19 protein-coding genes are annotated in these 22,502 nt (G+C 45.4%); 15 read left to right on the forward strand and 4 right to left on the reverse strand.

The window, feature by feature from the left end:
* Positions 1-16: 16 nt before the first annotated feature.
* Positions 17-1,120 carry a lipid-A-disaccharide synthase gene (gene lpxB / locus KE626_RS18735; RefSeq protein ID WP_211974467.1) on the forward strand — a complete coding sequence of 368 codons (1,104 nt, stop codon included), beginning with the start codon at positions 17-19 and terminating at the stop codon, positions 1,118-1,120.
* 6 nt (positions 1,121-1,126) lie between these two features.
* On the opposite strand, the gene KE626_RS35080 is transcribed toward lpxB, so the two are convergent.
* Positions 1,127-1,297 (reverse strand): DUF6728 family protein, encoded by a 171-nt coding sequence (locus KE626_RS35080; protein ID WP_346344427.1) that lies wholly within the window; start codon positions 1,295-1,297, stop codon positions 1,127-1,129.
* 54 nt (positions 1,298-1,351) lie between these two features.
* Between KE626_RS35080 and KE626_RS18740 the strand changes: the two genes are divergently transcribed.
* The 7 genes from KE626_RS18740 to KE626_RS18770 all read left to right on the forward strand — a co-directional run bounded on the left by KE626_RS18740 (position 1,352) and on the right by KE626_RS18770 (position 12,013).
* Positions 1,352-3,931: a beta-mannosidase gene (locus KE626_RS18740; protein WP_249207557.1), complete on the forward strand. Its 2,580-nt coding sequence runs from the start codon at positions 1,352-1,354 to the stop codon at positions 3,929-3,931.
* Positions 3,932-3,933: 2 nt separating this feature from the next.
* A complete protein-coding gene (locus KE626_RS18745) occupies positions 3,934-5,373 on the forward strand; it encodes an alpha-L-fucosidase (protein WP_211974468.1) in 1,440 nt (479 codons plus the stop codon).
* A 141-nt stretch (positions 5,374-5,514) separates the two neighbouring features.
* A complete protein-coding gene (locus tag KE626_RS18750; RefSeq protein WP_211974469.1) occupies positions 5,515-6,255 on the forward strand; it encodes a response regulator transcription factor in 741 nt (246 codons plus the stop codon).
* A gap of 144 nt (positions 6,256-6,399) precedes the next feature.
* Complete coding sequence (locus KE626_RS18755) at positions 6,400-8,646, forward strand: RelA/SpoT family protein (RefSeq protein WP_211974470.1); 2,247 nt, start codon at positions 6,400-6,402, stop codon at positions 8,644-8,646.
* Between the two features lie 228 nt (positions 8,647-8,874).
* On the forward strand, positions 8,875-10,146 hold the full coding sequence (locus KE626_RS18760) for an adenylosuccinate synthase (protein ID WP_211974471.1): 1,272 nt from the start codon (positions 8,875-8,877) through the stop codon (positions 10,144-10,146).
* A gap of 93 nt (positions 10,147-10,239) precedes the next feature.
* The gene (locus KE626_RS18765; protein ID WP_211974472.1) at positions 10,240-10,695 is read left to right on the forward strand and encodes a hypothetical protein; all 456 of its coding nucleotides are present in this window, start codon (positions 10,240-10,242) and stop codon (positions 10,693-10,695) included.
* Between the two features lie 73 nt (positions 10,696-10,768).
* The gene (locus KE626_RS18770) at positions 10,769-12,013 is read left to right on the forward strand and encodes an anthranilate synthase component I family protein (protein ID WP_211974473.1); all 1,245 of its coding nucleotides are present in this window, start codon (positions 10,769-10,771) and stop codon (positions 12,011-12,013) included.
* Here the strand turns inward: KE626_RS18770 and KE626_RS18775 are convergent.
* Positions 12,003-12,917 carry a TIGR01777 family oxidoreductase gene (locus tag KE626_RS18775; protein ID WP_211974474.1) on the reverse strand — a complete coding sequence of 305 codons (915 nt, stop codon included), beginning with the start codon at positions 12,915-12,917 and terminating at the stop codon, positions 12,003-12,005. The genes KE626_RS18770 and KE626_RS18775 overlap by 11 nt on opposite strands.
* Before the next feature lie 193 nt (positions 12,918-13,110).
* Here KE626_RS18775 and KE626_RS18780 point away from each other — a divergent pair, with 193 nt between their 5' ends.
* The 5 genes from KE626_RS18780 to KE626_RS18800 all read left to right on the forward strand — a co-directional run bounded on the left by KE626_RS18780 (position 13,111) and on the right by KE626_RS18800 (position 19,114).
* Positions 13,111-14,631: a hypothetical protein gene (locus tag KE626_RS18780; protein ID WP_211974475.1), complete on the forward strand. Its 1,521-nt coding sequence runs from the start codon at positions 13,111-13,113 to the stop codon at positions 14,629-14,631.
* A gap of 15 nt (positions 14,632-14,646) precedes the next feature.
* Positions 14,647-15,624, forward strand: coding sequence for a hypothetical protein (locus KE626_RS18785; protein WP_211974476.1), 978 nt, complete (start codon positions 14,647-14,649; stop codon positions 15,622-15,624).
* Positions 15,625-15,814: 190 nt separating this feature from the next.
* Positions 15,815-16,507, forward strand: a complete 693-nt coding sequence (gene purQ / locus KE626_RS18790; protein WP_211974477.1) for a phosphoribosylformylglycinamidine synthase subunit PurQ — start codon at positions 15,815-15,817, stop codon at positions 16,505-16,507.
* 43 nt (positions 16,508-16,550) lie between these two features.
* Positions 16,551-17,006 (forward strand): protein-disulfide reductase DsbD domain-containing protein, encoded by a 456-nt coding sequence (locus KE626_RS18795; protein WP_211974478.1) that lies wholly within the window; start codon positions 16,551-16,553, stop codon positions 17,004-17,006.
* 104 nt (positions 17,007-17,110) lie between these two features.
* Positions 17,111-19,114: a protein-disulfide reductase DsbD family protein gene (locus KE626_RS18800; protein ID WP_211974479.1), complete on the forward strand. Its 2,004-nt coding sequence runs from the start codon at positions 17,111-17,113 to the stop codon at positions 19,112-19,114.
* 72 nt (positions 19,115-19,186) lie between these two features.
* On the opposite strand, the gene hisS is transcribed toward KE626_RS18800, so the two are convergent.
* Positions 19,187-20,536 (reverse strand): histidine--tRNA ligase, encoded by a 1,350-nt coding sequence (hisS, locus tag KE626_RS18805; protein WP_211974480.1) that lies wholly within the window; start codon positions 20,534-20,536, stop codon positions 19,187-19,189.
* 21 nt (positions 20,537-20,557) lie between these two features.
* A complete protein-coding gene (locus KE626_RS18810) occupies positions 20,558-20,995 on the reverse strand; it encodes a low molecular weight protein-tyrosine-phosphatase (RefSeq protein ID WP_249207559.1) in 438 nt (145 codons plus the stop codon).
* Positions 20,996-21,307: 312 nt separating this feature from the next.
* On the opposite strand from KE626_RS18810, the gene KE626_RS18815 reads away from it, so the two are divergent.
* The gene (locus tag KE626_RS18815; protein ID WP_211974481.1) at positions 21,308-21,550 is read left to right on the forward strand and encodes a hypothetical protein; all 243 of its coding nucleotides are present in this window, start codon (positions 21,308-21,310) and stop codon (positions 21,548-21,550) included.
* An 11-nt stretch (positions 21,551-21,561) separates the two neighbouring features.
* The gene (locus KE626_RS18820; protein WP_211974482.1) at positions 21,562-22,476 is read left to right on the forward strand and encodes a substrate-binding domain-containing protein; all 915 of its coding nucleotides are present in this window, start codon (positions 21,562-21,564) and stop codon (positions 22,474-22,476) included.
* Positions 22,477-22,502: the final 26 nt, after the last annotated feature.

Consider the following 22,502-nt stretch of genomic DNA (forward strand, 5'->3'; position numbering starts at 1 on the left):
TTTAATCTTCACAAATTTGAAATATTACATTATTGCAGGAGAGGCGTCAGGTGATTTGCATGGCAGTAATCTTGTGAAACAGTTAAGGCAAATTGATACGTCTGCGGATATACGCAGTTGGGGCGGTGATCTGATGGAAGCTGCCGGCGCCCATGTGGTAAAGCATTACAAGGAACTGGCGTTTATGGGTTTCGTGGAAGTGCTGATGAACCTGCGGACTATTTTACGTAACATAGATATTTGTAAAAAAGATATTACCGGATTTAAACCGGATGTTTTAGTGCTGGTGGACTATCCCGGGTTTAACATGCGCATTGCCGAATGGGGCAAGCAGCAGGGCTATAAAATAGTATACTATATTTCCCCGCAGGTATGGGCCTGGAAAGAAAACAGGGTGAAAAAGATTAAGCAGAGCGTGGACAAAATGCTGTGTATTCTCCCTTTTGAGCAGGGGTTTTACCATAAATGGAATTATGAAGTAGAGTATGTCGGACACCCCCTGGTAGAAGTGATCAAGGCAGCAAAGGAACAACCGGCAGATGCGCCGCTGTCTGATAAACCGGTGATTGCCGTGCTGCCAGGCAGCCGCAAACAGGAGGTAAGCGTGAAATTGCCGATTATGCTCACCATGGCCAAACATTTTCCGGATTACCAGTTTGTAGTGGCACAGGCGCCCAGTCTCGACGACCATTTCCTCGAAGGCTTAACCGGCCAGCATCCCAATGTATCAATGGTGAAAGGCCAAACGTATAATTTACTACGCCAGGCGAAAGCCGCGCTGGTTACATCCGGTACCGCCACATTGGAAACTGCTTTGTTTGGCGTGCCTGAAGTAGTATGCTATAAAGGAAATCCAATCTCCTATTTCTTCGCAAAAAAACTGATCAAGGTTAAATATATCTCCCTGGTAAACCTGGTGATGGATAAGCTGGTAGTAAAAGAATTAATCCAGCATGACCTTACAGAAGAAAATTTACTGAAAGAGCTGACAGCCCTGTTGAAAGACGAAGACGCCAGAAGCCGCGTGATGAAAGATTATGCAGAGCTGTGGCACAAGCTGGGAGAAAAGGATGCTTCCCGCCGTGCAGCAGAAGTGATCTATGAATATGCAATTGCCTGATAACGGTTAATGCCTCCTGATCAGTTTGATCACCATAATAATCACCGCGATTAAAAAAAGTAAAAGCGATATTCTGTTCATCCCGTGCATCATAGCCACGTAGCGCGTTTTTGGTGCATTGGGATCCTTCTTACCTATGTAGAGATACCTCAATATTTGTTGCCAGATACTTTTCATTTCTCAAAGATCGGAAATCAGTACTATTTTTGGTTCTTCTGAAAAAATAAGAACATGAAATATATGCTGTTAACGGTGAGCATGTTGCTGGCCGTTTTTTTCCAGGTGAAGGCACAGGACAATACCCCAAATCCCATGTTAACCGGCTGGGAGTTTTCCCGCGCTGACGAAGGCATCTGGCGCCCAGCCATCGTGCCGGGCACCGTACATACCGATCTGATGGCATTAAAATTAATCCCTGATCCTTTTGTTGGCACCAACGAAAAGGCTGTACAGTGGGTCGATAAAAAGGATTGGATATACCGCAAAAAATGGAAACTCAAAAAACAGGACCTGAATTTTGATGTGGTGGAACTGGAGTTCAAGGGTTTGGATACTTATGCAGATGTATACCTCAACAATCATTTAATACTGCAATCGGCCAACATGTTTGTTTCACAGATCGTAAATGTGAAAGAATGGCTGGTAGCGGGCGACAACGAACTGCGTATCCTGTTTAAAAGTCCGATTAAAACAGATATGCCGAAATTTTTGCAGGACAGTATTATCTATCCTGCCGGTAACGACGCCAGTGATATTCCCTTGAGTATTTACGCCCGTAAGGCGCCTTATCACTATGGATGGGATTGGGGACCGCGTTTGGTTACTTCCGGTATCTGGCGGCCGGTATACCTGCATAGCTGGAACAGGGCGATCATCCGTGATGTATACTGGCAACAGCTGAAACTGGATTCTGTCGAAGCAGTCATGCAGGCGGATGTTACAGTGGAAGCGGCACAAGCAGGCGAATATACACTGCAGCTGCAGGAAAAAAATGTGACCGGCAAGATGCCGGAACTGGCCAAACAAACGGTGAGTTTGCAGGCAGGCATGAATGTAATAAAGATCCCGTTTGGCATTAAAAAACCGGTACTGTGGTGGCCCGCCGGGATGGGCAATCAGTTCAGGTATGAGCTGCAGGCCAATGTGCTAAGCGGAAAAAAGGCCATTGCCACCCAAAAGAACCGGGTTGGATTACGCACCATTGAGGTAGTGAATAAACCGGATAGCCTCGGGGAATCGTTTTATGTGAAAGTGAACGGGCGCCCGGTTTTCATGAAAGGCGCCAACTATATTCCACAGGATAATTTCCTGCCAAGAGTAACTGCAGCCAGGCAGGAAAAACTGTTCCAGGACATGGTAGAATCCAACTTTAATATGGTACGCGTATGGGGCGGAGGTATTTATGAAGATGATATTTTTTACAACCTGGCAGATGAAAAGGGGATACTGGTCTGGCAGGATTTTATGTTTGCCTGTACCTTGTATCCTGCTGATCCGGCCTTCCTGGAGAACGTAAAACAGGAAGCAGCAGATAATATTAAACGTCTGCGCAATCACCCTGCCATGGCGCTATGGTGTGGTAATAACGAGGTAGCGGTGGCTATCAAAAACTGGGGCTGGCAAAGCGGTTATGCCTATACGAACAAACAATGGGAAAGTTTATTGAAAGGCTACGACCAGTTATTTAAAGAAGTGCTGCCCCAACAGGTAGCAGCTTATCAACCCGGCGCTTTCTATTTTCACTCTTCTCCCATCAGCAACTGGGGTAAGCCGGATGATTTTACAAAGGGCGACAATCACTACTGGGGCGTATGGCATGGCATGGAGTGGTTTGAAGCGTTTAATACACATATCCCCCGTTTTATGAGTGAATATGGTTTTCAGTCCTTCCCATCAATGGAAAGTATCCGCACTTTTGCTACAAAGGACGATTACGACATTTTTTCCAATGTGATGCAGGCGCATCAAAAGAGCCCTGCTAAAGGAAATACAGCGATAAAAACCTATATGCTGCATTACTACCGGGAGCCCAAAGACTTTCCTTCGTTTGTGTATTTGAGCCAGGTATTGCAGGCAGAGGGTATGAAGATGGCCATAGAAGCGCATCGCAGGGCTATGCCGTATTGTATGGGTACACTTTACTGGCAGCTGAACGACTGTTGGCCAGGCGCGTCCTGGTCGGGAAGGGATTACGATGGCCGCTGGAAAGCGCTGCAGTACTATGTGAAAAATGCGTTTAAGCCCCGGTTGGTATCCAGTACTATTGAAAACGGGCAGCTGGCTACCTATATTGTTACCGACGAATACCAGGGAACAGCGGCGTTACAGCTTACCGCGGTTGATCTGAATGGTAAGGTGATCTGGCGGGAGGAGCTATCTGATATAAAATTGCAGCAAAATACCAGCGTTAAGGTGCATTCGGTTGATACGGCGGCTATTTTGAAGGGAAAAAACCCCGCAACGGTAATATTCTATGCGCAACTGCGAATTGACAATAAGGATATGGAGCGGAATATCTTTTACTTTGTTGCTGCGAAGGAAATGAACCTGGAGGTACCGCATCTCGACATCGCTACCAGCAAAGTTGCAAATGACAGAGGGGTGGTGTATATCCGGCTGAAAACCGATAAACTGGCCCGGAACATTTACCTCTCGCTCGACAACGCACAGGCAACTGAACATTTCGAAGAGAATTATTTTGACCTATTGCCCGGAGAAACCCGGACTATCAGGTTGCAGACCAGGCAGTTGCCCGAAATCATTCAGCAGGCATTGAAAGTAACCACTTTGGAATCTTCTTATAAACATTGATAATGAAAAAATTCTGGATCGTATTAGGTTGTGCATGGATGGGCTTCAATGCCGCCAGTGCACAAAGCGGAGAACCGCCGTATGTCCCTGAAACAGATCAGGCAGTTGTAAAAAAACTGGATGAATGGCAGGACTGGAAATTCGGTATGATTATGCACTGGGGGCCTTATTCCCAGTGGGGGGTGGTGGAGTCCTGGAGCATTTGCCCGGAAGATGAAGGCTGGACACAGCGTAAGCCGGCAGGCATTCCCTATTATGACTACCTGAAAAAGTATGAAGCGCTGGGTAAGTCCTTTAACCCGGTTCATTTCAACCCGGAAAAATGGGCAAAAGCGGCAAAAGATGCCGGAATGAAATACCTGGTGTTTACCACCAAGCACCATGATGGCTTCTGTATGTTTGATACCAAACAAACCGACTACAAGATCACGACGGCTGATGGCGCATTCAGCAAAAATCCCCGCGCCAACCTCGCAAAGGAGGTTTTCCAGGCTTTCCGTGAAGAAGGCATACATGCAGGGGCTTATTTCTCCAAGCCCGACTGGCATACCGAATACTACTGGTGGAGCTATTTCCCGCCCAAGGATAGAAATGTGAATTATGACGTGAAAAAATATCCGGAGAGATGGAACCAGTTCAAACAGTATACCTACAACCAGATCGAAGAACTGATGACGGGTTACGGTAAACTGGAAATCCTCTGGCTCGACGGTGGCTGGGTGCGTCCGTTAAAACAGCAGACCAAGGAATCGCTTTCCTGGAACCAAACAGCACCCCAGGATCAGGATATCGATATGGGGAAAATTACGACCATGGCGCGCAGTCATCAGCCGGGATTGATTGTGGTAGATCGCAGCGTTCACGGTCCGTATGAAAATTACCGTACACCGGAACAGGAAATCCCTGCGAAGCCGCTGAGCTATCCCTGGGAAACCTGTATGACCATGGGCAGTTCCTGGTCATATGTTCCGGACGATAAATACAAATCGGTGAATACGCTGATCCATAACCTGGTGGACATTGTAGCCAAAGGCGGTAACTACCTGCTGAATGTGGCGCCGGGTCCTGATGGTGAATTGCACGAAGCCGCCTATGCCACTATGAAGAGTATGGGTGCTTGGATGCATGTCAACGGGGACGCCATTTACGGTACCCGCGCAGTTGCGCCTTATAAGGATGGGAAGGTATGTTTTACACGTAAGAAAGACGGTAGCGTGTATGCCATCTACCTGCTGGATGAAAATGAAAAATTACCTGCTGTTATTACTTTTAAAGGTCTGACTCCTGCTAAAGGAGCACGCTTGCAAATGTTGGGAACCAGCAATAAGCTGGTGTGGAAAACTACGACAGACGGTGTTGCTGTCCAGGTGCCTGAAGCCATTCGCCAGAAAGGATTTCAGCATGCGGTGGCCATAAAAATACCGGGTGTGGAAAAGCTGTGAATTGATGTGAATTAGTGTTGATAATTAAAAAAAAGAGAGCGCCGCTTACCCGCGGCGCTCTCTTTTTTGTTTTATAGACGGAAGGTGGACCCCATTCGTCTTGGGTCGTTCATAGCCAGGATAATCACAAATGGTAGTTTTATGAACAGAAACCCAAAAGTCTTACTGGTGGAAGATGATAAGGCCTTCGGCGGTATCGTGAAACAGCACCTCGAGCAGGCCGGCTATACGGTGGAGCACTGTTTTGACGGTGTTAACGCCTGGAACCTTTACCTCAGAAACCGTTATGATATTTGCCTGATCGATATTGTCATTCCCAAAATGAATGGCTTTGAGCTGGCGAAAGAAATCCGTAACAGCAGCATGCTGACGCCGATTTTTTTCCTCTCCTCCGAAAAAACCCGGGATGAGGATCGCATCAGCGGTTTCCAGCTGGGAGGCGATGGTTACATGATAAAACCATTCAGTTTTGAAGAGCTGGTAAAAAGGATACGTGTTATCCTGAAATGGACCCGTCCCAACCGCACAGAGTTGCTGATAGGACATAGCCTGGGTACCTATACCTACCATTACCGGAAACTGAAGATCTATGAAACGGAAAGTAAGCTGGTAAAAAGCAAGCTATCACCGATTGAAGCCAAAATGCTGCGTTATTTCCTGAGCAGGCCCAATATCATTGTGCAGAAAGATGAAGTGCTGTTGCGGGTATGGGGAAAAGAGGATTTTTATGCCAGTCGCAGCATGGACGTTTTTATTGGCCGCATCCGGAAGCAGCTGAAGCTGGAACCCCGGGTGGAGCTGGAAACGGTCTACAATGTAGGCCTGCGGCTTAATGTCCCTGAAACATTACTGCCTGTTAAAATATGTGTTCCACTTACGTGACCGCGGGTCGCCGCTAACCTAAACAATCACCGTTCCTGCCCTTTCCTGGTTATGATACCGGAAAGGGCAGGACATTTATACCAACCTCCGCTTTTTCGCGTGCTGCTTTTCTTTAGATTATATTAAATCGTAACTTTATTCCCAATGGAAACAGTGGTAGCACAAAAATATAATTTAGACGAAGAGCAGGAAAAGAAAGAGATCGTTCGGCACTACCGTGCTTTATTGAGGGCCTTAAAACCCCGTTTAAAGAAAGGCGACAGGGAGCTGGTACGTACTGCTTTTGAAATGGCAGCAGATGCACACAAGGAAATGCGGCGAAAATCCGGGGAGCCTTATATCCTGCATCCTCTGGCAGTGGCACAGATATGCGTGGAAGAAATCGGGTTGGGCGTACGCTCTGCCATCTGCGCATTGCTGCATGATACGGTAGAAGATACCGAGGTAACCCTGGAAGATGTATCCCGTGAGTTTGGTAACGAAATTGCGCATATCGTAGATGGGTTGACAAAAATCTCAACCGTCATCGATTCCAGCACGAGTACCGCACAGGCTGAAAATTTCAAGAAAATATTACTGACCCTGGCAGACGATCCCAGGGTAATATTGATCAAGCTGGCCGACCGTTTACACAACATGCGGACCCTCGACAGCATGAGCCGGGAAAAACAGCTGAAGATCGCTTCAGAAACCGTGTTTATTTATGCGCCGCTGGCGCACCGTCTTGGTTTGTATAATATCAAGTCCGAGATGGAAGACCTGGCCATGAAGTATACCGAGCAGCAAACCTACCGCGAAATAGCCAAGCGCCTCAAGGAAACCAAACGTGAGCGTACCCGCTATATCAACGAATTCATCAAGCCTATTAAAGAGGTATTGCAGGAAGAAGGCTTCCAGTTCGAGATCTATGGCCGGCCGAAGTCGATCCATTCCATTCACAATAAGATCAAAACCAAAGGCGTTGCCTTTGAAGAAGTATACGATCTTTTTGCCATCCGTATTATCCTCGACTCTTCCCTGGATAAGGAAAAGGCGGATTGCTGGAAGGTATATTCCATCATTACCGACTTCTATCACCCCAGCCCGGAAAGGACCCGCGACTGGCTCAGCAACCCCAAATCCAATGGATATGAGGCCTTACACGTAACGGTAATGGGCCCCAATGGTAAATGGGTGGAAGTACAGATACGCTCCAAGCGTATGAACGACTATGCGGAAAAAGGCGTGGCGGCGCACTGGCGCTATAAGGAAGGCAGCAATGCCTCCCCGCAGCAGGAGTCCAAGTTCGATCAGTGGTTTACCCAGATCCGGGAAATTCTGAACAACCCGGACTCCAATACCCTCGACTTCCTGGCCGATTTCAAAAGCAACCTGTTCACAGAGGAAATCTATGTATATACCCCCAAAGGGGACCTGAAAATATTGCCGGTAAACTCCACTGCGCTTGATTTTGCCTATTCCATCCATAGTGCGGTGGGAAACAAGTGTATTGGCGCCAAAGTGAATTATAAACTGGTGCCGCTCAGCCATAAGCTGCGCAGTGGCGACCAGGTAGAGATCATTACCTCCAACAAGCAGAAACCGTCTGAAGACTGGCTCAATTTTGTGCTTACCGCCAAAGCCAAATCCAAGATTAAGGATGCGCTGAAGGAAGAAAAGCGGAAAGTGGCCATGGATGGGAAAGCTGCGCTGGAGCGTAAGTTGTCTCATATGAATATTTCAGTTAATCAGCATAACGTGAATGAACTGGTACAGTTTTACAAACAGCCCTCCCCGCTGGATCTGTACTACCAGGTAGCCGTGAAAAACATCGACCTGAAAGAGCTGAAACAGTTCAATGTGCTGGGTGATAAACTGGAACCCCCAAAACCGGTAAAAGTGCCTGATCACGTACCGGAAGAACATGTAAAGCATCAGCTGCCGTCTAAAAAAGATGCGGAACTGATAATTTTCGGAGAAAGCTCAGATAAGATTGCCTACAAACTGGCCAACTGTTGCCGCCCGATCCCGGGAGACGATGTATTTGGTTTTATAACCGCCAGCGAAGGACTCAAAATACACCGCACAAATTGCCCCAATGCGGCCCAGCTGCTGGCCAATTATGGCCACAGGGTGGTGAAAACCAAATGGGTAAAGAACCGCGAAATTTCTTTCCTGACAGGCTTACGTATCATTGGTATGGACGATGTGGGAGTGATCCACAAAATTACCAATATCATTTCCGGCGAGTTAAAGATAAATATCTCGGCCCTCAGTATTGAGTCAAAAGAAGGCTTATTTGAGGGGTTAATTAAAGTATACGTGCATGATAAGGAAGAACTGGACGAACTCGTAGAACGGCTTAAAAAGCTGGAAGGAATTCAATCTATACAACGGCTCGAGGAATCGTGATCAAGCTTTTAGCCATTAGCTTTTAGCTATTAGGAAATATAGCGAACCGGCTTTTAGCTGTTAGCCATTAGTAAATGCTGTGTAGATGATGCTATGTTAGTCTTCTCTGCATTTGCTAACAGCTAATGGCTAACAGCTAAAAGCTGGTAAAATTTGTATTTGTTAATATTCGCCTTAATTTTGCGACTTCTTTTAAAGCAACAACCTCCGATATTTAATTAAATCATTATGGTAGACGTTTTGTTAGGCCTGCAATGGGGCGACGAAGGCAAGGGTAAGATTGTGGACTATTTTGCCGGCAGGTACGACGTGATTGCCCGTTTCCAGGGTGGCCCGAATGCCGGGCATACACTTTATGTTAACGGACAAAAAGTGGTACTGCGTACCATTCCTTCCGGTGTATTCCATGATAAGACCATTAATCTTATCGGCAACGGGGTAGTGCTGGATCCGGTAGCTTTCAAAAAAGAAAGCGAAGATATTTCAGCATTAGGTGTAGATCTGACAAAAAATCTGTTTATAGCAGAAAAAACGCATATTATCGTTCCTACGCACCGTGCGCTGGACAAAGCGTCTGAAATAGCGAAGGGAAACGATAAGATCGGTTCTACTTTGAAAGGCATAGGGCCGGCTTATATGGATAAAACCGGCAGAAACGGTTTACGCGTGGGCGATGTATTATCCCCTGATTTTAAGCAACTGTATGAGAAACTGAAGCATAAACATCTGCAGCTGTTGTCTCAATACGATATCAACGAGTTTACGGAAGATATTGCCAACTGGGAAAAAGAGTTTTTCGAAGCGATTCCTTTCCTGCAGAAAATGAACGTGGTAAGCGGCGAATACTTCCTGAATGAAAAACTGAAAGCCGGCAAAAAAGTACTGGCGGAAGGTGCGCAGGGAAGTATGCTGGACGTTGACTTTGGTACCTATCCGTTTGTTACTTCTTCCAATACCATTTCTGCCGGCGTTTGCACTGGTTTAGGTATCGCGCCGCAGTGGATCAAAGAAGTGATTGGTGTTACCAAAGCTTATTGTACCCGCGTTGGTAGCGGACCTTTCCCTACCGAACTACACGATGCCACCGGTGAACACCTGCGTGCTGCCGGCCATGAATTCGGTGCCGTTACCGGCCGTCCACGCCGCTGTGGCTGGATTGACCTGGTAGCACTGAACTATACCTGTATGATCAGCGGTGTAACCCAGCTCGTTATGACAAAAAGCGATGTATTGGATGAATTCGATGAAGTGTTAGCTTGTACTGCCTACGAAATTAATGGTCAGCAAACGAAACAACTGCCTTTCCAGTTAACCGGTCTGGACATTAAGCCTGTACTGGAAACGTTCAAAGGTTGGAGTGATAAAACATCTACCTGCAAGCAGTTCAATGAGTTACCAGCCGAAATGAAAGCATTTGTTGCAGTAGTAGACAGCTACCTGGGCGTGCCTGTGAAATACGTTTCCAACGGACCGGGACGTGATCAGATCCTCGAAAAGTAGAAGGAAAAAAGTAAGGAAAAAAAACGGCAAAAAAAATTTGGCGAATAAAAAAAACTATTAAAACTTTACGGCAAAGAAATAAGGCAACCTATTATGAAATCAAAATCTGATAAAGAGAAAGAGACCAAAAAAACTACTTCTCCTAAGACTGCAAAAGACGCTCCTAAAGCTGCGGCCAAGCCTAAGAAAGAGGTGGATGATGATGATGATGAGGAAGATGATGATGAAGATGTGAAACCTTCCAAATCTGCCTCAAAGAAATCAGATAAGTCCGCGTCTAAATCAAGACGTAAAGACGATGATGAGGATGGCGATGATGACGGAGACGATGACGGCGAAGACGTCGATGATGCCTGGGAAAAAGGTGAGGATGATGATTATGATCCTGATTTTGAAGAATTTGACATGCCTAAGTCAAAAGGTAAACGCGGTCGTCCAAGTACCGGTGGTAAAAAAGCGGACGATGACGACGATCTGGGCATCGATGATGAATTCAAAGACATGGATCTGTTCAATGATCGCTTTGATGATGACGATGATGATTTTTAAGCACTAAAACGCGATTGTTATCAGGATATTCCACACTTTTCCGGTAGATAATCAGCAAATATTTAAACAACAAATGTTGGATTGGGGAAACCAGTTCAACATTTGTTGTTTTTTAGACAATAATAGCTACGATTCTCCCTGGCATCAATACGAAGCAATACTGGCCGCTGACGCTTTGCAAACCCTCGAAGTAACCGCCGGAAACGCTTTCCCGGCCTTACAGGCGTTTCATAATACCCACCAGGACTGGCTTTTTGGACACCTCGCCTACGATCTCAAGAATGAGACCGTACCGGGGCTGCAGTCGCAACACTACGATGGCATCGGCTTTCCTGATATGTGTTTCTTTCTCCCCCGCGTAGTGATACAACTGCAAAAAGGACAGGTACATATCGGTGGTGAATCGTTCAGCGAACAGGATGCATTCGCAGTGTATACCGCTTGCTTACGTATGCCCGTTCACGTAGCCCGGGTGCGCAACTCCCCGTTGCAGCCGTTGCAGAGCCGTCTTGATCATCAGCGCTATATTACCGCAGTAAAAGCATTACAACAGCACATTTTGCAGGGAGATTGCTATGAGGTTAACTTCTGCCGGGAAAATTATATGGAGCAGATCAGCGTACATCCGCCAGCGTTATTCGCACAGCTGAATGCATTGTCGCCCGCACCATTTGCGGCATATTACCGCCTGGATCAGCGCTATATGGCTTGTTCCAGCCCCGAGCGTTTTATGCAGAAAACAGGAGATACGGTTATTTCACAACCAATTAAAGGCACCAGCCGCAAAGATCCGGATCCGGCTATTGACCGGCAGCTGCAGCAACAGCTGTTCCACAGCGCAAAAGAGCGTGCTGAGAACGTGATGGTGGTAGACCTGGTACGTAACGACCTGTCACATACCGCTTTGCAGGGAACCGTGAAAGTAACGGAACTTTTCGGGATCTATTCCTTTGCCAACGTACACCACATGATTTCCACCGTGGCCGCGCAACTACCGCCACAGCTGCCTTTTACCGAAGTGCTGCACACAGCCTTCCCCATGGGCTCCATGACAGGCGCCCCGAAAATAAGAGTGATGCAGCTTATAGAACAATATGAGCAAACCCGCCGTGGGCTGTATTCAGGAGCGGTTGGTTATATTACCCCCGCAGGAGATTTTGATTTTAATGTGGTTATCCGCAGCATGTTGTATAATGCCGGTAATCAATACCTCTCTTTTCAAACCGGATCAGCCATCACTTTTTACAGTGATCCCGAAAAGGAATGGGAGGAATGTTTATTGAAAGCAGCGGTGATGGAAAAAACCATTATCGGCTGAATAGCTGCTCCATGGCCTCATTAATGGTGGGATAGGAAAACAGGAAACCCGTTTGCTGTATTTTTGCCGAAGAAGCTTGTACGCTTTTTAACACTTCCACACTCATTTCCCCCATTGCCATTTTCAGCGCAAAAGCAGGTACATAAGTGGTCATGAAACTGCGTCCTTTCGCGATTCTGGCCATACTGAGCACCAGCTCCCGGTTGTTGACCGGATTAGGGCTTACCGCATTATACACGCCTTCGAGTTTATCATTGACAATAGCGTTGAAGTACAATCTTACGATATCGTGAATATGGATCCAGGGCACATACTGTTCGCCAGAGCCCAATATAGTGGCAAACCCGAAACGGAGCGGTTTGTAAAATTCCTTCAGGGCGCCGCCGTCCCGGCTCAGTATAATACCGGTACGGAATATAACCAGCTTTTTATTCAGCGATGTAACTTTTGAGATACTTTGTTCCCAGGCAAGGGTAGTGGTAGCCAGGAAATCGGTATAAGGCGGATCGGTTTCTGTAAAAGCATGATCCTTATACTCTCCGTAATAACCGGTAGCGGAGGCACTGATCACTTTTCTGACCTTATTAGGAGTGGATTGGAGCGCGGTAAAAATAAGTTCGCTGCTTTTGGTACGACTGCCGGCAATTTCTTCCTTACGGGCCGCTGTCCAGCGTTTTTCACCTACATTGGCGCCCGCAAGATGTACGATATAATCTGCCTGTTGAACAGCTTCTTTATCTATCGTTTGTGTATCAACGTTCCAGTGAGCGTATGTTACTGCCTTGTTGCTGCCCGCTTCAGGGCGCCTGCTAAGGATAATTACCTTGTAGCCGCGCTCCAGCAACAGCTGCGTCAATGCCGTACCAACGAGTCCTGTTCCACCGGTTATAATAACGGTCTCCATTCAGAAATAGCTACTTTTAAAAATATTTTATAAAAATACACAATAAATCGGGCCTTTTGGAATTTATGTAGAGACAGGACTTACCAGCGTTAAATTGACAACTTAATTTCTGAATTTTAGTGTAAGTTTGAAAATAGTACCCGTAAGAGTGCTATCTGCTTTATCAAATATTTTCTGAAATCTATATTACCGCATGCATACGCTATACCGCCTACAGTTAGTATTGTTGCTGCTTTTCGCCGGCACAGCAGCGATGGCCCAGAAAATCACCTATTCAGAACCCGAGAAGGATGACTATAAGAGTACGGAGTTTGAGATCATAGGTAAGGTGGCCGGCAATATCCTCGTGTATAAAACCGACCGGGGTGACTATGTTGTATCGGTGTACGATAATGCGATGGAGCTGAAGAACAGGGTGAAACTGGACTTTCTGCCCCGTAAGGTCATCAGTATGGACTTTGTAGCCTATCCGGATAAGGTGCTCATGATCTACCAGTTCCAGCGTAAAGATGCGGTGTACAGCTTTTGCGCTACCATGTCGCCGGAGGCCACCTTTAGTGAACCCCCTCTTTTGATCGACTCTACCCGCATCGGTATGTACTCTAAAGAGAATAAAGTATATTCTGTTGAAGTGTCGGAAGATAAGAACCGCATCATGGTGTATAAAATCAACCAGGACCGGGAAGACAACAACGTGTTTTATACTTTCCTCTACGACAGCGCTATGAGCCTGGTGAATAACAGCCGCCTGGCGCTTCCGATGCAGAAACGACAGTTCCTGAGTAACTTCAATCTCACTAATACCGGCGACTTTATTTTTAATAAGCTGGAGCGTACGTCCAACAGGGACTATGTAGTGAGCGGCAGTATGGTGGTCAAACGTTCGCTGGTCGATAGCTTTGAGACCGCCCAGCTGGGATTCAAAGCCCAGCTGCTGGATGAGGTGAAAATGAAGCTTGATAACAATAAGCATACGGCGCTGATCACCGCGTTTTATTATAAGCAGAAAAGAGGGAACGTAGAAGGCTTATATCTCTATAAATACGACTATGGTAATTATAAAGCCTTATACGAGCGGTCGCAGGTATTTCCGGACGACCTGAAAGTGAATGCCCGCGGAGAGTCCAGCACCAACGCTGCCTTTAATGACTATTTTATCCGTAAAATCATTAATACCGCTAATGGCGGCTTCCTGCTCACAGCAGAATCGTTCTCTACTTCTTCCCGCTACCAGCCCTGGAACCGGTGGAACTATATGTACGGCAGCCCGTATAGCGGTATGTATGCCCCTTATTATTACTCGCCTTACTCTTCCATGTATTATAACCCTTACTACTGGAACAATTCCCAGGGACTGCGTTATCACTACGACAACGTAGTGGTATTGTCTTTCGATGATGAGGGTAATATGCAGTGGAATAACTTTGTGCATAAGAGCCAGTATGACGATAATGCCGATCTGTATTTGTCTTACCTGATGGTAAACGTGGGCAGTGAACTGCGTTTCCTGTATAATGAGCTGGACAGAAGAAGTTATATGCTGACGGATGTAAGTCTTGCCCCGGGAGGTAAAGTGAACCGCATGCCTACCCTGCGTAACCTGGATAAGGGTTTTACCTGGATGCCCCGTTACGGAAAACAAATCAGCGGTCGTACTGTTGTGATACCATGTATCTACAGGAATTATATTTGCTTTGCTAAAATTGACTTTTAATCACACCTTTGCACTGTGATAAGATTTTTCCGTTCAGGCAATCCGCTTACGGTATTGCTGCTGCTGATATATACACTGGTCGTTAAGTTTTACTATCTGCTTCATCCATCTACCTTTATGGCAGACGGATCGGAGGGGCTTTTGTATCACCTGCTGGTGAGATGGATGCATAGTTTCGCGGGCGATAGTCCCCTGTTCTTTACTTCTCTGGCAGTGCTGTTGCTATTCCTGCAGTCGCTCCTGTTTACCCGTATCATTAACCATCACCGGTTATTTCCGCGGCCTACGTATTTGCCGGCCATGTGTTTCCTGTTATTTACCTCCATGTTGCAGAGCTGGAACGTATTTTCGCCTGCTTTGCTGGTGAACCTGATTATGTTGTGGGTATTTACCAGTATAACGGAGCTGTATACACGTACTTCTGCCCGGGATGTGGTATTTAATATAGGGTTTGCGCTGGGAGTGAGTGGACTGTTTTACTTCCCGTCGGTGATTTTTTGTTTCCTTTTGCTGGCCAGTATGCTGATTATGCGGGCTTTCCGGTTGGCGGAGTGGATCATTGCCCTGCTGGGGCTCATTTGCCCGCTTTACCTGATGGGAACCTACCTGTTTCTCACGGGGCAGATGACGTTGCTGCGGAAGATCCCGAACATCGGTGCATCGTTGCCTATGATCACGGACTACAAGGTATGGGGAGCAATGGTGGCCAGTTTGCTGTTTTTTGTGATCGGGTGGTTGCTGTTACAGCGTCCGCTGAAGAAAATGTTAATTCAGGGCCGCAAGATATGGGCGGCATTAATCATATATGTGGTGGTAGCCACCCTGGTACCTTTTTTCAATGTCAACTTCACCGCCGCTTACTGGGTATTGGCTATTTTGCCGATTTCCATGTTTGCAGGTAACGTTTTCTGGTCGGTAACCAACGACACTTTTGCCAACATCATCCACTTCATTACACTGGCATATGTAATCGTAATGCAATATTTCTCGTGATTTCTCCATTTTAAGCGGCTGATTACCAGTAATTTGTTAAATCGGGACAAACGGCAATGGAAAATTGCGAACGGCGAAGTAATTTTGTCCTTTCCCAGTAGATTTGTCGTCAGTGAAAATGATGATAAAAACGTTGGGGAAAAACAGTTTTTAAAAGCATTATTTACACATAAACACAAAACATTTTCAGATGAAATTTGGCGTTGTCACCTTTCCCGGTTCTAATTGTGATCATGATATGATTGATTCCCTGCGTAACGATCTGGGTCAGGAAGTTATAGAACTGTGGCATAAGGATAAGGATCTGAGTGCATTCAGCACGGAAGATTGTATCGTATTACCGGGTGGTTTTTCCTATGGTGACTACCTGCGTTGCGGCGCTATCGCGAGATTTAGTCCAATGATGCAGAGTGTGATTGAATTTGCCAATAAAGGTGGCCGTGTGGTTGGTATTTGTAATGGCTTCCAGGTATTATGTGAAGCAGGTCTGTTGCCGGGCGTATTATTACAGAACCAGCATCAGCAATTCATCTGTAAAAATGTATACCTGAAAAGCGAAAATACCACTGCCTCCTTTACCAAAGATGTGGCTGGCCGACCGCTGATGATCCCTATTGCACACGGAGAAGGCCGTTACTATGCCGACGATGCCACCCTGGATGAGCTGTTTAAGAACAACCAGGTACTGTTCCGCTACTGCGATGAGTTTGGCAACATTATTGAATCTGCTAACCATAACGGCGCCATCCGTAACATAGCAGGTATCTGTAACAAAGGCAGAAATGTTTTTGGTATGATGCCTCACCCGGAAAGGGCAACCAGCCTGGCCCTGGGTAATACAGACGGGCAGCTGATTTTACAGAGTCTGATCAACAACAATTAATAGATTAAATCAATCAACCAACCAACCAATTAAAAAGAAAAGCATGAAAAAATTATTAACAGCACTGGCTTTGTTCGCCTTGCCCATTCTGGCAAGCGCTCAGATAGAGAATCCGGTGAAATGGAGCTTTACAGCCAAGAAGGTGAATGCCACTACCTATGAAGTACACGCTACTGCCACTATTGATGGCGGCTGGCACGTATATGCGCAGGAAGCAGGAGAAGGCCCTGTACCTACCTCCTTTAAGTTCGCAAAAAATCCGCTGGCTACACCCGCAGGTAAAGTGGTGGAAGTAGGTAAGCTGCACAAATCATTTGACAAAAACTTTAACTCTGAGTTGAAATTCTATGAAAGCACAGTAGATTTTGTTCAGAAAGTAACGGTAAAGGGTAAAGCTGCTACCAAAGTAAAAGGTTCCGTAGAATACATGGTGTGCGATGACCACCAGTGTTTACCTCCCAAGGAAGTAGAATTTGCCGTGAGTGTTGGAGGAAAATAATTTGCATCCGGTAACTGACAACATACTCGTAGAACGAGTTCCTCTCAACAGGAACTCGTTTCTTGTTTTTCTCAGATCTATATTATTTAAAGCCTATTGACTTTATGAAGCATCTGCTTTCATTTTTGATACCTGTCTTTGCCATTTTTGCGCTCAGCGCAAGTGCGCAGGACTCAAGCCCGAAGCCTGTTAAATGGCAGTTTTCAGCAGAAAAGAAAAATGACCAGGAATATGTGCTGCACCTGAAGGGCACCATAGAAAAAGGCTGGCTGCTTTTTTCCACTACCATGGGAAATGATGATCCTAATACGCGGGTGGTGCTGGATAGCGCTTCGGCGGCTGTTGCCAGTATTACAACGCTTAAGGAGAATGGTAAATTAAATACCCGTAAAGAACCGCTCTTCGACAATTTAGAGATCAAATATTTTGAAAATACAGTTGACCTGGAAACAACTGTAAAATTTACCGGAGCTGTACCTGCTTCTTTTAAAGGCAGTGTCAACTACATGGCATTGAAAGGAGAAGAAGCGATTGGTCCCGAAGAGGAAGCATTTAAATTTAACAAAGATGCGTCCGGAAATCTGACCAATGTGGCTGCGGGTTTACAGGAATCTTCCGATAATGCCCAAACACTTAAGCGTACTGCCATTGATTTACAGCATCCTGTAAAGGAGTGCGGTGGTACCGGACAGGAGGGAGGCGCGAAGAAGAGCCTGATGGGACTCTTTATACTAGGGATGTTAGGCGGTTTTATTGCCTTGTTTACCCCTTGTGTATTTCCAATGATACCTTTGACAGTCTCTTTCTTCACGAAACAATCGAAGGATAGGAAAAAAGGTGTAATGAATGCCATTATATACGGGTTTTTCATATTCCTGATATATGTATTGCTAAGTTTACCCTTCCATTTCCTGGACTCATTGAACCCGGAAATTCTGAATAACATTTCTACCAACATTTGGTTAAATCTTGCATTTTTCGTCATATTCATCGTATTTGCTATCTCATTCTTTGGATATTTTGAAATCCAAATGCCAAGTAGCCTTGCCAATAAAGTAGATGCCAAAAGCAGTGTTGGTGGCATGGTGGGTATTTTCTTCATGGCATTAACGCTTGCGCTGGTATCGTTCTCCTGTACTGGTCCTATTTTAGGGTCCTTGCTGGCAGGTTCCTTATCAACAGACGGAGGCGCTATTCAGTTAACTGTTGGGATGGCTGGTTTTGGATTTGCATTGGCATTACCTTTTGCATTATTTGCCTTATTCCCGGGATGGCTTAACTCTTTACCAAAATCTGGCGGCTGGCTTACTTCCGTTAAAGTGGTATTAGGGTTTCTTGAATTGGCGATGGCTATCAAATTCTTGTCAAATGCGGATCTGGTAAAGCATTGGGGAATTCTGAAACGTGAGGTGTTTTTTGCTATCTGGATTATTATCGGGATATGCATCGTCTTATATCTCTTCGGTAAGATCCGCTTTCCGCACGACTCGCCAATAAAGAAATTAAGTAAAGGCAGAATTGCGCTGGCATTGGTTTTCCTGGCGTTTACACTTTACCTGGTTCCTGGGGTTACTAATACCAGGTACGCGAATCGTTCATTAATCAGCGGATTCCCGCCACCATTGAGTTACAGTATTTATGGTGCGGATGCAGCCAAGGGAGTAGAACCCAATGTGCTTAATGACTATGAGAAGGCGTTGAAACTGGCCAAAGAGCAGAATAAACCATTGTTACTCGATTTCACTGGTTGGGCATGTGTTAACTGCCGTAAAATGGAAGAAAACGTATGGCCAAAAGATGAGGTGAAGGTGTTGATAGAGAAAGACTATATATTGGTTTCGCTGTATGTGGATGACAGAAAAATGTTACCGGAGGATCAGCAATTCCTTTTCACGACCAGTAATGGCTTTAAAAAGGAAATCAAGACCATTGGTGATAAGTTTGCAACTATGCAAACAGAGAACTTTACTAATAACTCGCAACCGTTCTATGTGCTGATCAGCCCTGATGAAAAGCTGTTGACGCACCCGGTAGGTTATACACCAGATCCAAAGGCATATGCCGATTGGTTGAAATGTGGTTTAGAAGCTTACAAAAGCGTTAAGTAAATAGAAAACTTTTCTAAAACAATAATGGCTGCACAATTTGTGCAGCCATTATTGTTTATTTAAATATTGTTATTAGAAATCATAATTCAGCAATTCTGCGGCGCCGATTTTATCCTGCCGGCGATTAGTCAGGTTCTTTATACTCATAGTATTCTCTTGCAGTTCTGATTCTCCGAGAATGATAACATACGGAATACTTCTTTTATCGGCATACTTCATCTGTTTATCCATCTTGGCATTTTCATGGAATATCTCTGCAGCAATGCCTTTCTCCCGTAACTGCATCATATATCCGAAAGCTGTACGGGCACTGGCTTCTCCAAGATTAAGGAAAAGCACTTTGGTAGATTGCTGCGCCGCTTCAGGGAATAGTTGCAGTTCTTCCAGCACATCATAAATGCGATCAACACCAAAAGAAATACCTACACCCGAAATGCCTTTCAGGCCAAACAAACCAGTCAGATCATCGTACCGCCCGCCGCCGCCGATGCTTCCCATTTTTACGCTGGCAGGAGCTTTCACTTCAACGATCATCCCGGTATAGTAGTTCAGGCCGCGTGCCAGGGTTACATCGATAATTGGTGCAGTGTTAAAGCTGGTATAGCCTGAATTGATAACAAACGACAATTCTTCTATCCCTTTTAATGCAGTTTCGGATGATTGTAACAGGTCTTTTAATTGTGACAGTTTTTCATCACTGCTGCCGTCAATAGCCAGGAATTTTTCAATCGTAGCAATATCGCTATCTGTTAAACCCCGCTCCTGCAGCTCTTTCCTTACCCCGTCAGCGCCTATTTTATCGAGCTTGTCGATGGAAATGGTGATATCTGTGAGTAAATCAGTTTTGCCAATCACTTCTGCAAGGCCAAAAAGGATTTTGCGGTTATTGATGCGTAGTTCATAACCCTGCATGCCCAATTGCGTCAATACAGTATCGTATATCAGCAATAACTCTACTTCATTCAGTAAGGAATTGCTTCCCACCACATCCGCATCGCATTGGTAAAACTCGCGATAGCGGCCCTTTTGGGGTTTGTCTGCGCGCCATACGGGTTGCATCTGGTAACGTTTGAATGGCAATGCCAGTTCATGCTGATTCATGACTACATAGCGTGCAAATGGAATGGTAAGGTCATAGCGCAGGGCTTTTTCTGTTACGGCAGCGACCAGTTCTTTGTTGTCTTTAGCATGTTGCGCGGTCGTATATATATCTCCGTTATTCAATACTTTGAACATCAGTTTATCACCTTCTTCTCCATACTTCCCTGTCAGTGTCGATAAATTCTCCATGGCAGGCGTTTCCAGCGGCTGGAAACCAAATACCTCAAAAGTTTCCCTGATGGTTTGAAAAATGTAATTACGTTTTCTTACTACCACCGGGCCAAAATCACGGGTGCCTTTAGGAATACCGGGTTTTATCATCTCAAAAAATTATTAGAAGTTTTATTGTTGTTGGTCCACGATCTGTTCGCAGGCCGCATAAATCATTTTATATACCGGAGCAAATAATGCGTCATCAAACCAGGGATCGGGTACATCCTGTTGTTCCGGCAGCAGGAAATGTACCTTTGCCTTGTCGGCTTCATTGCGGGCTTGGCGCAGTACATCGGTATAGTTGCTTTTGTCCATCACGAAGATGAGGTCAAATGCGTCAAAGTCGGTTGCCTGGAACTGCCGGCCCCGCAAACCGGAAATATCTACACCATGTTGCCTGGCTTCTTTTACAGACCGGTGGTCCGGCGAATGGCCGATATGCCAGTTGCCGGTGCCGGCGGAGTCAATTTCCCAATCCAGTCCTTTTGCATGGACCAGCTGTCTCATAATCCCTTCTGCCAGGGGAGAACGGCAAATATTACCCAGGCAAACCATCAATATCTTCATACAGACGAATATTTCAATATCAGGCCGCAAACCTACAAGATATTATGGAAATGTGCATTCATTTGCATCCTTATAATGCAAACAAGCACAAAAAGTGGGAATTTCCCGGTTATAAAGCATTATTTGATACAAACCATAAAACACAGGAAATGATGGGATTTTAAATCAAAAAATTACAACATGTTGAAAAAATGCCTCAAATTGCGGCCGGATAAGCAATGGAATGCGGTTTTGTTGCAATTTTTTAACATTCTTCTAAAATTCTCTATACCCGATTAAAAAATTTTTTTTTGTATAATTGTAATTCGCAACATGGAAACACACGAAGAACAAACAGGCAGACGACAGGAAAACAGGTATCGGCCAATGGGAGAGCTGATCAGGGGGTTATTTTTTATACTCTTTGGTTTGTTCGCAATTTTTGCAGAAAAACTGGGAATGGCGCAATTCCGTATTTCTCCTTCAGCAATGACTGCCGGAGGTGTGGTATTACTAATCTACGGCCTCTTTAGGGTTTATAATGGAGTCAGGAAACTTTTTTTTAACAGGAACTAAAGAGGTGTGATATGTTTTTCAGCTTAAGAAAGATGAATGCTGTATATTTAGCGGCAACTACTTTGGTGATGACCGCTTGTGGGCCCAATCCAAATGCGAAAAAATTAGATACAGCCACAGAAGGCACCATCCGCATCAGCGTGGATGAAACCTATAAGCCACTGATAGATTCTGAAATAAAAGTTTTTGAATCACTGTATCCCAAAGCGCATATCATTCCTTCATATAAACCGGAGGCTGATTGCTTTAGAGATCTTTTAAATGACAGCGCCAGGATGGTGATCGTGACACGCGATTTTAACCAGCAGGAACTGGAGTATTTCAAGCAACTTAAAATCAGGCCTAACAGCCTTTTACTTGCCTGGGATGCACTCGCCCTGGTGGTGAACAAAAGCAATCCTGATTCTATACTCAATATGGAACAGGTTCGCGGCATCATGAACGGCACCAACAAGGATAGGAAATGGCAACTGGTGTTTGATAATGCCAACTCAAGCACTGTGCGGTATATCATGGATTCCATTAATATGGGTAAGCCTCTGCCAACGAATACGATGGCTGCTAAAACCAACCCGGAAGTGGTGGACTATGTGTCAAAAAATAAAGACGCGATTGGTGTGATAGGCGTAAGCTGGATCTCTGATCCCGCCGATTCCCTGTCGATGGCTTTTACAAAACAAGTATCTGTAGTGAGGTTAAGAGCAGACAATGGTTCGGATTTTGTTAAACCATACCAGGCGTACATTGGTATCGGCACCTATCCATTAAAGCGTGGTTTCTTTTATTGTCTGAAAGAACCTTATCATGGACTGGGTACTGGATTCGCCACCTTTCTCGGCAGTTATGAAGGACAACTTGTTATCAAGCAGTTCCGTTTATTCCCGGCCAGATTGAATGTAGTTTTCAGAGAAGCCAATCTTAAGTAGAAAAAAACACAACTAAAACTAAAAAA

It is taken from the genome of Chitinophaga hostae (assembly GCF_018224885.1).
Lineage (GTDB): Bacteria > Bacteroidota > Bacteroidia > Chitinophagales > Chitinophagaceae > Chitinophaga > Chitinophaga hostae.

Excerpts from the sequence above, each read along its gene's own strand:
- KE626_RS35080 (WP_346344427.1), bottom strand. The coding sequence starts at position 1,297 with ATGAAAAGTATCTGGCAACAAATATTGAGGTATCTCTACATAGGTAAG.
- KE626_RS18740 (WP_249207557.1), top strand. The coding sequence starts at position 1,352 with ATGAAATATATGCTGTTAACGGTGAGCATGTTGCTGGCCGTTTTTTTC.
- KE626_RS18745 (WP_211974468.1), top strand. The coding sequence starts at position 3,934 with ATGAAAAAATTCTGGATCGTATTAGGTTGTGCATGGATGGGCTTCAAT.
- KE626_RS18750 (WP_211974469.1), top strand. The coding sequence starts at position 5,515 with ATGAACAGAAACCCAAAAGTCTTACTGGTGGAAGATGATAAGGCCTTC.
- KE626_RS18755 (WP_211974470.1), top strand. The coding sequence starts at position 6,400 with ATGGAAACAGTGGTAGCACAAAAATATAATTTAGACGAAGAGCAGGAA.
- KE626_RS18760 (WP_211974471.1), top strand. The coding sequence starts at position 8,875 with ATGGTAGACGTTTTGTTAGGCCTGCAATGGGGCGACGAAGGCAAGGGT.
- KE626_RS18765 (WP_211974472.1), top strand. The coding sequence starts at position 10,240 with ATGAAATCAAAATCTGATAAAGAGAAAGAGACCAAAAAAACTACTTCT.
- KE626_RS18770 (WP_211974473.1), top strand. The coding sequence starts at position 10,769 with ATGTTGGATTGGGGAAACCAGTTCAACATTTGTTGTTTTTTAGACAAT.
- KE626_RS18775 (WP_211974474.1), bottom strand. The coding sequence starts at position 12,917 with ATGGAGACCGTTATTATAACCGGTGGAACAGGACTCGTTGGTACGGCA.
- KE626_RS18780 (WP_211974475.1), top strand. The coding sequence starts at position 13,111 with ATGCATACGCTATACCGCCTACAGTTAGTATTGTTGCTGCTTTTCGCC.
- purQ (WP_211974477.1), top strand. The coding sequence starts at position 15,815 with ATGAAATTTGGCGTTGTCACCTTTCCCGGTTCTAATTGTGATCATGAT.
- KE626_RS18795 (WP_211974478.1), top strand. The coding sequence starts at position 16,551 with ATGAAAAAATTATTAACAGCACTGGCTTTGTTCGCCTTGCCCATTCTG.
- KE626_RS18800 (WP_211974479.1), top strand. The coding sequence starts at position 17,111 with ATGAAGCATCTGCTTTCATTTTTGATACCTGTCTTTGCCATTTTTGCG.
- hisS (WP_211974480.1), bottom strand. The coding sequence starts at position 20,536 with ATGATAAAACCCGGTATTCCTAAAGGCACCCGTGATTTTGGCCCGGTG.
- KE626_RS18810 (WP_249207559.1), bottom strand. The coding sequence starts at position 20,995 with ATGAAGATATTGATGGTTTGCCTGGGTAATATTTGCCGTTCTCCCCTG.
- KE626_RS18815 (WP_211974481.1), top strand. The coding sequence starts at position 21,308 with ATGGAAACACACGAAGAACAAACAGGCAGACGACAGGAAAACAGGTAT.
- KE626_RS18820 (WP_211974482.1), top strand. The coding sequence starts at position 21,562 with ATGTTTTTCAGCTTAAGAAAGATGAATGCTGTATATTTAGCGGCAACT.